At 40.8% G+C, this 11,886-nt stretch carries 6 protein-coding genes; all 6 read right to left on the bottom strand.

The genetic code is table 11. The features are described 5' to 3' along the window. Window positions 1-125: 125 nt before the first annotated feature. The 6 genes from H8B21_RS16310 to H8B21_RS16285 all read right to left on the bottom strand — a co-directional run bounded on the left by H8B21_RS16310 (window position 126) and on the right by H8B21_RS16285 (window position 11,741). Window positions 126-1,883: a hypothetical protein gene (locus H8B21_RS16310; RefSeq protein WP_190314854.1), complete on the bottom strand. Its 1,758-nt coding sequence runs from the start codon at window positions 1,881-1,883 to the stop codon at window positions 126-128. 24 nt (window positions 1,884-1,907) lie between these two features. Further along, window positions 1,908-3,290, bottom strand: coding sequence for a DoxX family protein (locus tag H8B21_RS16305; protein ID WP_190314853.1), 1,383 nt, complete (start codon window positions 3,288-3,290; stop codon window positions 1,908-1,910). Window positions 3,291-3,313: 23 nt separating this feature from the next. Next, on the bottom strand, window positions 3,314-4,213 hold the full coding sequence (locus tag H8B21_RS16300) for a cyanophycinase (protein ID WP_190314852.1): 900 nt from the start codon (window positions 4,211-4,213) through the stop codon (window positions 3,314-3,316). Window positions 4,214-4,240: 27 nt separating this feature from the next. After that, window positions 4,241-5,590: a RagB/SusD family nutrient uptake outer membrane protein gene (locus tag H8B21_RS16295; protein WP_190314851.1), complete on the bottom strand. Its 1,350-nt coding sequence runs from the start codon at window positions 5,588-5,590 to the stop codon at window positions 4,241-4,243. A 16-nt stretch (window positions 5,591-5,606) separates the two neighbouring features. After that, window positions 5,607-8,687, bottom strand: coding sequence for a SusC/RagA family TonB-linked outer membrane protein (locus H8B21_RS16290; RefSeq protein WP_190314850.1), 3,081 nt, complete (start codon window positions 8,685-8,687; stop codon window positions 5,607-5,609). Window positions 8,688-9,149: 462 nt separating this feature from the next. After that, window positions 9,150-11,741, bottom strand: a complete 2,592-nt coding sequence (locus tag H8B21_RS16285) for a TonB-dependent receptor (protein ID WP_190314849.1) — start codon at window positions 11,739-11,741, stop codon at window positions 9,150-9,152. Window positions 11,742-11,886 lie beyond the last annotated feature (145 nt).

Here is an 11,886-nt window from a genome sequence, read left to right as displayed (position 1 = left end):
GTCGTGCCAACGCCAATCGAAACGAACAGTGCAAATATAAAAACATTTTTCATAAAGACTACTAAAATAGTAGACTTTATGAAAATATTTTTAATTACCCCCGCTGGTACCTCAATACAAAACCTTTAATCGTACTTCCCTGCATCTAATGTACTTCTACTTAGCAAATAATCACGATGCACACGATTCAGAACAATATAAAGCGAATCTCTGTTCTCATTAATCCCGGAAAGTATGATGGTATTACCATCGGTTGTGCTATAATTTAAAATCATTTTGTTCCGATTGGATGGACGTTCTTGACGAGCAAATTCCTTGGTTCTGCGTCCTGTAGCTCCGCGCGGATCTATAAAAAGATTTTCATCTCCTATACGTTGTTTGACCACTTCACTAATCCAATTCGGACCAAGAGGATCAGATTCGGCACGATTGCGAAAGCCATGATTTTTTCTATTGTTTCCAGCTAATCTCGTCTCTAATGTATCCCGAGTTGCGCTTGAACCGTTCTCTTTCGCCAAATCTTGATTATCTTGTTGTCTTTGCTCTCCCCGCCGTCCGCTTGGAGATTGCTGTTCTCCTTCTCCTCTTTCCAATACTCCCCCAGTTCGTATTTTATCCTGTAAATATAGCCGTTGATCAACTGTGTCCACGTAATAATGGAACACCCGCTGCCCACCGCCTGTGCCTGCAATTTCAAAAGTACGATCAATATCTCTTATTGGACTTCCTCCTCCATTAGACAAATCCAAACGTGTGGGCTTATTAACCTTGAACGTAAGCGTGCTCCATTTTTCGAAAGTGGCCTCCTGCCATCTTACAGTGTCCAATGGATTATATGGAATCTCCTCACCATTAATCTTAAAGGTAGTTACATCATAATATCCTCTCAGTTCCTTAACTCCTGGGGTGGACGGCTGTTTATATGGATCATATAGAAAATTTTTCAATTGTAAATAAAAGAATACACCGAGAAATAGCGCGATTACTCCTGTTTTCAACCCAATTCGGATACCTTTCTCCCATTTCTTTTTAAATACAGGCCAATAATCTACAGGCACCGTATATTTCTGAAGGATAAAAAACTGATATATCCGGGGTATGTAATAACCAAATATGTATAACCCTAGAAGTACAAAATAGAAAGCATAGCCCTGTACTCCTCCATCATAGACATGGTTTACAATCGTGATGCTACCCAATGCGGTAAACAATAGGGCTGCCCCGTACACGGTAGTTTGTCTAAAAAACAACAACGTTCCGGCAGTCAGTTCCACAATACCGGTAAAGACCTGATACCAAGGTACGATACCGATAGACAGCCAGTAGATCTTTTGACCGGTAAAATCGCCAAAATCCGTATTCAGTAGACCTTCGGAAGGGTATGGCATTTGTACAGGCAATACCTTTGTAAAACCGAATCCGATAATACCGATTCCTGCACGGAACCTTGCAAATACCAAGGACCAATAATAAAGTTTATTGTATTCCTTCGTTTTACGATCGATTAGTGTCCAGACCAATCCTAACACGGTAGATATTACCAACAGTACTAACCAAATAGAATGTCCCTCTAGACGAGGTAAATCTAGCCAACGACTCACTGTGGGAAACGAAGGGCTATAACGTGCTATACTGTAAAGGTCTCGGTAATGCAAGTTTGTCCAATCGTAGTTAAACCATTGGCTAAACCAGCTAAAGTTTGGCGGTATCGAAAAGATACCCGTTGGAAATACCAACAAAACAATATAAATAAAGCCTATTCGAAAGGCGATTTTTTGAAATAACGTCCAGGGCTTAGGCTGTTGTGTAACGGAGTTGCTATTTCCAGACTCTTGATCATTAACACGAACATCCTTTTGCTGATTTAATTTTTCGTTAGACATGATGCTAAATTTAATATTGAAAAACTATAATATTAATCCTCCTCTACGACCGGCTTTTTTTGCTTCCTCATACAAATATTTTTTATCTATACGATGGAGTACCACCTGCAACGAGTCTCCTTCGGCATCCACTCCAAAGAATCGTATCGTATTCTCGTTAGGGCGTTCGAACTGAAGTTTAAACCTATCATTTAAGTAATGTGGGTTCTTATTCTCGAGATTAATTGTGTTAGAAGCAGAATCAATACGATAATGATAAAAATGTCTGGTTGTGGATCCTGAAAGTTCAAATATCCGGTCTTTGTCCTGTTTATAAAAAGCTTCGATACCACCGAGCCAAGGTTTGATTTTCTGTGTGGACCTTATGCTCAAGGTACTCCATTTTTCAAAAACGACATCCTGCCAACGCAAACTGTCGGTTTTTGAATAAGGATGGATGTGTCCATTTCGGCTAAATTCGTAGACATCGTAAAGCCCTTCGGCACCCGTTAAGCCGGGTTTAGCAGGGTATTGAACCGCTCCCTGCTTATGCGCTGCATATGTTTTGTAACCAAATACAAAAATGAAGATCAAAATAAATGCTGATTTTAACCCGATTCTCGCTTTATACTGCCAATCGTACTTGTAAACGGGTCTGTACAAATTAAGTTGAGCAGGTCTGTTAAACGAGAACAGATCGATTATACGTTTAGCATCATACAACAATATAAAGGCAGCGATATGGAGTAAATATAAACTATAAATCGTTTCTCCTCCTTCGTATGCCAAATTAGACAAAAAGACATTTCCATGGAAAATAAGGACAATAAATGCCCCTATAGCGGTAGTTCCACGATACAATAGTAATAAGCCCGCCAAAATTTCCAATCCACCTAATACCGATTCAAATTTAGGTGCGACCCCCAAAGTGAGTGAAAAAATTTTCCATGCCGAGAGATCCCCATAATCCGTATTGAAATTACTTAATGTGGGATAGGGAGCCTGAATTGGGAAAAACTTGATCAATCCATAGGCGATGACTCCCAGTGCTAACCGATAGCGTAGCACCGTTCTTAGTATATAATATAAATCAGGATAATTCAGCTGTATCTGCTTTCTATTTTCAAAAAAATGCCACACTAGAGATAATACTCCCGCTATTATAAGAAGCACGAACCAGTCTGCAAGAGTGCTCACTCCCCAAAAATCAGCCGAAGTATGTTGGAAAAAAAATTGAGGTGTGTATCTACTGACGTTAAAAAAATCAGCAAATGTCGGGTTCAGCCAATTGACTGAAAACAGATTCTTGAAATACTTCCAATCCAACGGCACGGCCTGAAGTATAAAATAGATAAAAACGAAGCGGAATATTCCCTTTTCGTAAGCTTTCCAGTACCCTTTTGAGCCTATGTTTAATGAAGTTGCCATGATTTCTTTTTTAAATTGATAATCTAATGCGCCGCTGTGCTAACGAGAGACCCTTCTCTTTCTCTTCGAGAAGACTCTCTTATCACCGTTCGGTTTTTAAGATCATATTTTTGCCCATGACTCAAGAAAAAGAAGGGACCGCCAGTTTTTTTACCTAGAATGGTTTCTTGATCATAAATAGCTACGTACGAGTTTCCTATGACTTCTGCTGTATCTTTGCGAACCCAAATTGCTGTTGCCTCGTCCAAACCAATGCCTATGAGAGAAGGTGTATGTTTTACGATATCGACCAGATCAAACTGCCGGTTTCTTTTCAATAAATGTTGATCAATAACAGAATTTTTTAAAAAGCTTAATCCTTGGGTATGATCGCCGATAAGCATATTCGAGCCACTCGTGTCGCCACGCCATAGAAAGGAACCTTGGATACTCGCCCCGGCAGAGCTACCTGCTAATATCCCTCCGCGGTCGAGTACATCCAAGAATGCTTGGTGTGCTAACGTATTCAAATAGTAATCCGCTATACGCCACTGCCTGCCCCCAATAAAATATACACCCGTAGCCTTTCGAAGTGGTGCTACAAACTGCTCTGTATTTGCTTCCTCAAAAGATGCCGTATGTAACAACTGGATTTGTGCAATACCGGTGATCTTCTGGATTTGATCAACATGTCGTTGATCCCATGCGGAAGAATCTCCAGCTGCTGCTGTTACCACAACAACTTTAGCTTTTTCCTTACCTCCGGCCAATTCAACAAATTTGTTCCAAATAGACGGCGTATCACCTACACTTCCGCCAATGATAAGTAAAGATCCTCGCTCTGGACCATGTCTGGTTTCGCTATCCTTGATTTTGATCGGTGATTGCGCTGTGACGATTCCCGACGCTAAAAGAAAAAGTCCTAATAATTTTAATGTTTTCATATTCTATTCATAATAATTGTACAATAATTAATATCCCTTATTTTGCTCTAGATCTGGATCTTTTTCGACGGAGCTTGCCGGTATAGGAAATACCCATTGATACGGTTCTTTCAATAAAGGATTATAGCTTCCCAACACTTCGGCCGCACGATTGGTACGTATTAGATCCGTAAATCGATGCCCCTCAAAAGCAAGTTCTAAACGGCGCTCCTCTTCAATGGCCACCAATACATCTTCAACTGTCGTAACAGCATTGTGCGTAAATAGCGGAGTAACCTCGGCACGGGACTGGACCTCAAGTAAATCGCTCACAGCACCTTCTATATCAGGATTGGATTTCTTAGTACGTGCCTCGGCACGAATTAAATACTGTTCGGCAATCCGGAGCGCAAATAAAGAGCTCGTTCCATCCTTCTTCCCATATAACTGCACCGCATAAAGTTCTGGTTCTTGTACGGACTGCTTAAGAATATTTTTACGTGCGCCGCCTTTTGCGGGATCAAGCAAGTCCGCTATTAAAGAAGGTTCAGGCACATACGTCTGGTTTCCGCCATCTTCCGTGGACAACCAACTTCTCCAATAGGTAGATGCATCTACTGCCGTATAAACGACCTCAAAAATCGACTCTTTAGAGAGACGGTCGGTAAAAAAAGTCGTAAAAGGCTTTACTAAGGAAAAATTGCTGTTACTGATCGTTTTACTCGCATATTCTTCGGCTTGCTCCCATTGCTCTGTATAGAGAAAAAATCGAGCTTTAAGCGCATAAACGGCAAATTTAGTGGCTCTACTTCGATCTGTTTCGCCCGAAATAAGTTCTTCCGCCTTATCCAGATCCGCAAGTACTTGATTATAGGTCTCTGCCAAAGTACTTCGTTTTGTTCCTTTATGCGTATCTATACGTTCTGTTGGTTCGGTGACTATTTGTACACCGCCGTAAAAACGAGCCAAATCAAAGTATGCAAATGCCCGAAGAAAATACGCTTCCCCAACAATCTGATCACGTTCGGCATCCGTCAGTTGATTGTCGACGACCTCAGGAACTCGTTTAATGATAAAATTTGCTCGGTTAATTGTTACATAGAAGGCAGCAAAGGGTGCCCCGCCATTGTCTTCCGCGTTTCTATCGGGAACGATAATGGTAGGAGTTGCATAACTGATCACATTGTCTCCCGCTAAATTAAATGCGGTAAGCGTGGGCGTATAACTGTTTTGAATGTTGTCATATATACCATAGAGTGCCGCCAAGGAAGTTTTTTTATCCGAGATAACTCCTTCATCAGAAACAGAAGCTTCAGGCTGCAAATCCAGCAAGTCGGAACACGATGTTGTCCATATTAACATTATCAGCAACAAGTAAATTTTAGATTGATATCTCATGGTATCTCCGAATTAATTATAATGTAATATTCAGCCCGAACAAAAAACTGATAGGTTGCGGCACTGAGTTAAAGTCCATCCCCTGAACAAGAGCACGGTCAGATGCCGAATTAGCTTCAGGATCTGGCCCACTGTATTTGGTTATGGTGATGAGATTAGCGGCCGTAAATGTAGCCTTTGCTTGATTTACTCCAATAGTACGTGTAATTCGTGATGGTAAAGAATACCCCACTGTAATGTCTTTCAAGCGGATAAATGAAGCGTCTTCAAGAAAACGGCTACTATAGCTATTAGCACTTGCCGGTTCATAATTCCGGCTTCCATCTGGATTTGTAGTAGACGAGAGCCTCGGTAACACATTGATGTCTCCGGGTTGTTTCCAATAGTTTAATTGGCTCTTTTGTATAGCACGTTCTGTTCCTCTAACTCCTCCTGACTCGAGAAAATATTTCGTATAGTTATAAAGTCGATTGCCCCAACGATAAGTTATATTTGCATTTATGTCAAAGCTTTTATACGTAATGGAGTTTCTCAATCCCCCTTCAAAATCAGGCCAAACACTTCCCAACAATTGACGATCCTCCTGTGTAATCTGGCCATCGCCGTCTACATCTTCGTAGATTACGTTACCCGTCTGCGGATCCACCCCCAATTGTTTGTGTACCCAAATGGAGGAAATGGCATGTCCTTCTTCTAAACGAAATTGCCTATATCCACCTGTTATTGGCTGTAACAGTTTTTCTACTTTGTTTGTATTCCGTGAAATTGTAAATGTGGTACGCCAGCTTATGTGTTTACTTTTTAGATTATCCGAATTAGCGATAAATTCTATCCCTTTATTACTAATCTCTCCAGCATTATAGGTAATGCTCGAAAACCCCGTAATATCCTGAACGGGAAAGCTCGATAATAAAAGATCTTTTGTATACTTATCATAGTAATTGATTTCGAAATCAAGTCGTTGGTTTAATAATACTCCAGTTAGTCCAAAATTCCATTGTCTTGTTTTTTCCCATTTCAGATCAGCATTTGCCATTTGCGATGGTACAATACCGACATTGTCTCCGTAATTACTTCCACCACTCCAAAGACCTAACGACTGAAAATCATCAACAGCTGCGTTTCCCGTAAGCCCCCAACTAGCCTTCAGTCGTAATTCGCTGAAATTATCAGATTTTGGAAAAAACTCCTCGTTGCTTACTCTCCAATTGAATCCCGCGGCGGGAAAATGTCCCCAACGGTGGTCCTTACCGATTCGGGAAGAACCGTCTGATCTAAACGTACCGTCAATTACGTAACGATCCTTGTAGGAATAATTAATCCCACCGAAGAAGGAGAGCAAACTGGCCGAAGATGCGGTTGTAGTACCGTTTCTCACGCCTGCGGAAACAATCTGTCTATGTTGATCACTCGGAAACTGGCTTCCTGTAATCGTATGGCCTCCTTTATCCGTAAATTGGTAGCTATTCCCAAGAAAAACCGCTAAATCTCCACTAATCGTAGAAACATTATAATTCAATAATTGGTCGGCTGATAATGTGAGTCGTTCCGTATTGTTGTACGTAGCGTTCCCTGCTGGCTGTCCAGCAACTAATTTCGTGCTGAAATAACTGTGTTCTTTATAAATATTATAGTCACTGCTCCAACTTGATTTAAAAGTTAGTGATGGTATGATTTTTATTTCTGCAAACACGTTATTGAGACTTCTAATGCTATTGGATTCTGTATCTGTATTTTCCAACATAGCGTATACATTTTCAAAAGTAAAATGCGTATTGTACTGACCGTTTTCATCGAATATCGGATAGAACGTTGGCGTATGCAATGCAGCTTGGAAAAGCCCTGTCCCTCCATCACCCACACGTATTAACTTACGAGGGGTAGTGGAAATATTATTACTAGTACCAATTTTTAATCGGTCGCTTAGCTTATGATCCAAATTGACCCGAAAACTGTAACGTGAAAAATCCTGTTCCTTTACGGTAGAGGGCTGATTAAGATATTCTCCTCCTATATAAAAATTGGAATTTACATTACCTCCGGAAACGGAAAGATTGTAGCGTTGTAGAACAGCTGTTCGCCAAATCGCGCTCAATCTATCATATGTCTCCTGTTCTTCTGGCAGTCCCCATGCAGGGAAGGCAGTCGTCGATTCGTTGACAGGCCGAAACGGACGGTTTTCATAAAGTCCACCATTATTTACAAAGGCTTCATTTACAAGATTTGCATGTTCTTCTCCTGTTACGAGCTCCCAAAGATTCCTGGTTTTGGAAGTACCTGTTTGTAAACCAAAGTTTACTCTTGGCTTTCTGTTGCTTCCTCGGTTAGTTTTTATTAATATAACGCCATTGGCACCACGGGATCCGTATACAGCGGTAGCATTCGCATCTTTCAATACAGTAATTGATTCAATATCATTGGTACTTATATCCGACAACGGGTTAACCAACTGCCCCCCTAAGTTTAACCCTTGCAGGTTATCGCTATTAATAATCACATCGTCTACCACGTATAGCGGTTCGTTTCCTCCGTTGACAGAATTGGTACCTCGAAGACGTACGAGAACGGAAGTTCCGGGTGTTCCAGAATCATTGGTAATCAATAATCCCGGTACTTGTCCCTGAAGTTTTTCAATTACACTCGTGTAAGGGGCCTGAGAGAGATCTTTCCCTTTTACGACAGACATAGAACTTGTCAAGGCACTCCTTTTGACTTTCGTATATCCTACAATTTCCACTTCATCGATGGCACTATCATCTCTTTCCAAAAGAATAGTAATAGGTGAACCATTCGCGACTATGGTTTTTGTTTTGTAACCTACATACGAGATGATAATGGTATAGGGGAACTTTTGCCCTGTGATAAACTGAAACTTTCCATCATCATCTGTTTTGGTACTATGCGTTACACCTTCTAACCTTAAGGTTACTTCTCCAAGTGGTTCCTTAGTTATCGAATCTAAAATCACGCCATCCAATCTGGAATTGATCAAAGGTGTAGTCTCTTGCGCGATTGTTACTATACTCCATAGCATTACCGCTATTAATCCCAACGGTATTTTAAGTTTAATACGTCGATCTTGTCTTATTGCCAACATTATAATAGATAGTTTATTGTGAAAATCAACCTCATAACATCATTATGCGGTCGAATGACTAAAAAAGGTTAATAAAAGAATCGTAGGATAGATTTCTACTTAGTTTTCTTAACTAGGATTCCATTATAGGGAAAGTTCAACAACACATTCGGGTTAAAAGAAAAAAGCAAGAGACGTAAAAAAATCCGTTGTGGTTTTTTAGGAAAAAACTTGTTGCTTGATAGTTTTTTTTCATATTTTCGAAAAATTAATAGTGAAATGTACAAGTGACCAACTCCAATTGCTACTTGTAACATTATTAATTATAAAGCAGAAGCTATAGGGGAAATTTTCCCCTATATGCTTCCATAAAGAGAAATAAGTTCTTCTAGCCGCACATTCGCATGCGATAACAAAGGCAAAACAAGGTTATTCTATTTTTCATTTGAATTATTTATTTTTTGTTTTTCTATCCGAATACTGTTACCTAAGATTATATCGTAGTGTCACGCCATAGGTCTGTGGGTCGCCAATTACCCCGGCATATTGCCCGAAATTACCCGGAGCAGCGAGCAACTGCTCATAATAATCTTTGTTCGTCAGATTTCTACTCCAGACGATAACCGATAATCCCGTTGTTGCGCGAAATCCCACACGCGCATTGAGTAGAGCATAGGCATCTATATTCAGATACTGCGATGGTGATGGACTAGACGAAAATTTCGACCGATAAAAAAGATCTGTTCCCAAAAAGTAATTCCCCGCTAACCCTAATAAGCGCCCCTTTGCCGTTAATTCGGCTGCCAATGACCAGGACCATTTTGAAATCCCGGGAAGTTCTCCTCCAGAAACATCTTTAAAGGCCTCGGGGCCTCCAACTTCTTCCAATGGAACAGGTGCGTTGGTGAACGAAACATATTTACCGTCCGTATAAGCTAATGCTCCGTTCAATCTCAGGAACTCCCAAGGTCTCACACTACCATCAAGTTCGATACCTTGTACGCGCACTTTCTCCGCGTTGGCTAGGTATCCCCTATTCACTCCTGGATCCGGGGTTTGCACTTGTGTCTGATAATCCTTAATATTCGTTTGATAGACGGTTAAGTTCAAAAAAGAGTTCCAACTTGGACTAGTCTTTACTCCAAATTCCACATGGTTTACAGATTCCGGTTTTACCTCTGCTAAGTCGGTGGCTACTTCTCCATCGATAACCGGCAATCCACCAACGTTGATGCCTATCGGTTTGTAGCTTTTAGAATAGGTCGCATAAGTGTTGTAATTGGTATTAAATCTGTATTGTAAGGACAATTGACCTGATAGATTTCCAGCATCGGCATTTATATCAAACGTTTGATCAGAATAGATACTGTTCACCGCTGCAAATTGTTCCGGCGTATAGTCTATTGTATTATCGATATACTTTTTACGATCGTAATCGGCTACTTTTTTATCGTAATTATACCTTAAACCCGGTAATAAATGTAATTTAGAGGTGATAGCCCAATCAAATTGGGAGAAAACGGCCAAACTTGTACTCTTAATACCGTACTTGGTACGAATACCCACTTTATCGACCAGACCCGGTGCCCATTGTGTAGCCGACTCATTGTTTTGCTGAAAACGCCATAAAGCATCACCGGCTTCTTCCGTATGTACTGGATCCGTTTTCAAATCCTGCCACAAACCGAATACCCCAACAACAGCACTTACTTTTTCACTAATATTACCGGAATACCGAAATTCCTGCGACCATTGATCGTGTACGGAATTTCCGGCTGAAATAGTATAGGCAGGAACACCTAAATAATCTCTGTCATTTAGCGGTACCCAATTCCAATAGCGCCATGCAGATGTAGATGTCAATGTGCCGTTGCCAATTTTATAATCTACATTTAGCGAAACACCGCCCAATTCGTTGTCAGCCTTAGAACGGGTGTCCAAATCAACTTTTCTTTCGAAAGCACTTTTGTAGGGAATTTCATACCCCAAGTCTTCAATAATTTTATTGAACTGGCGATAGGCTGATCGTTGGTTTTCAACAACACCGGCGATACCCCAGCCGTAACCATCCGGACGTTGCTTCGTCACATCACCGGCCAATGATATGTTTAAATTCTCATTCGGCGTAAATAACAATTGTCCTCTCACTCCTAAGTTATTAATGTCATTAATCTGGCGATCGGAATGGACATTATACAAAGTTCCATCACGCTGTGTTCCTGAAAAAGAGACACGCGCTGCCAACTTCTCTTTGATCAATGGACCAGTTAAAGATGTTTTAGCCTGTATATAACCGTAGTTACCGTAACTCAATTCGAAATTAGCACTGGGTGTGAATTCAGGTTGACGGGAGGTGATATTAAAAGCTCCCGACGTCGTATTTTTACCAAATAGTGTTCCTTGGGGACCGCGCAATACTTCAATTTGCTCAATATCAATAAAATCTAAGGATGTCGCAGCGGGACGTGCCAAATAGACACCATCTAAATAAAATCCCACACCTGGATCTATTCCATCATTGGTAAGACCATATGTAGATCCCAGCCCCCTGATGTTTAACGTCGTATTACGCGGATTGGAAGAGTAAAGCTGTACCGTGGGAACTATTTCTTTAATTCTACCGACATTAAATGCCCCCGCATCTTCTATGGTGCTCGCCCGTACTGTAGAAACCGGAATCGGCACATCCTGAAGTTGCTCTCTCCTTCTCCTTGACGTTACAATAACTTGGTCTAATGTTTCCTGTTTAGGTGATAATGTTATTCTAGCCGGTGAGGTATTCGCAACAATTCTTTTTTGCTCATATCCTACAACAGTGACAATCAATGTGAGTGGTAATTTCTGACCAGTAACAAATACGAACTTTCCATTTCGGTCGGTACGCACACTGTGGGTCACCGCTTCCAGTTGGACAGTAGCTCCTTCGATGGGTGCTTTGGAAACGGAATCAACAACAATACCTTCTAACGTGGCATTAATAATCGGTTGAGGTTGAACTTGTGCAAATAGGTCCTGTTTGAGTAGAAAAATAAACAATAAAGCCGCTGAGTATCGTAATACTCCGTAATTTTTCATATTTTCGAATGTTTAATAGTAAATATTAACAAGTGCCAACGCCAATTGAACTTGTGGTTTGTTATTGAACACAGGAGGGAAGTAAGCACTTCCCTCTTCTGTGTCCTATTGTAGAGGGAAGAATTAAGATCTGCACATTCGCATA

Origin of the sequence: Sphingobacterium chuzhouense (genome assembly GCF_014692525.1) — a bacterium.
GTDB classification, from domain to species: Bacteria; Bacteroidota; Bacteroidia; order Sphingobacteriales; family Sphingobacteriaceae; genus Sphingobacterium; species Sphingobacterium chuzhouense.
Note: the sequence above shows the minus strand (reverse complement) of the source record. Positions and strands in the feature narration are given on the sequence as shown.

Bases quoted from the DNA above. Each gene is read 5' to 3' on its own strand.
- H8B21_RS16310 (WP_190314854.1), bottom strand. From the start codon at position 1,883: ATGTCTAACGAAAAATTAAATCAGCAAAAGGATGTTCGTGTTAATGAT.
- H8B21_RS16305 (WP_190314853.1), bottom strand. From the start codon at position 3,290: ATGGCAACTTCATTAAACATAGGCTCAAAAGGGTACTGGAAAGCTTAC.
- H8B21_RS16300 (WP_190314852.1), bottom strand. From the start codon at position 4,213: ATGAAAACATTAAAATTATTAGGACTTTTTCTTTTAGCGTCGGGAATC.
- H8B21_RS16295 (WP_190314851.1), bottom strand. From the start codon at position 5,590: ATGAGATATCAATCTAAAATTTACTTGTTGCTGATAATGTTAATATGG.
- H8B21_RS16290 (WP_190314850.1), bottom strand. From the start codon at position 8,687: ATGTTGGCAATAAGACAAGATCGACGTATTAAACTTAAAATACCGTTG.
- H8B21_RS16285 (WP_190314849.1), bottom strand. From the start codon at position 11,741: ATGAAAAATTACGGAGTATTACGATACTCAGCGGCTTTATTGTTTATT.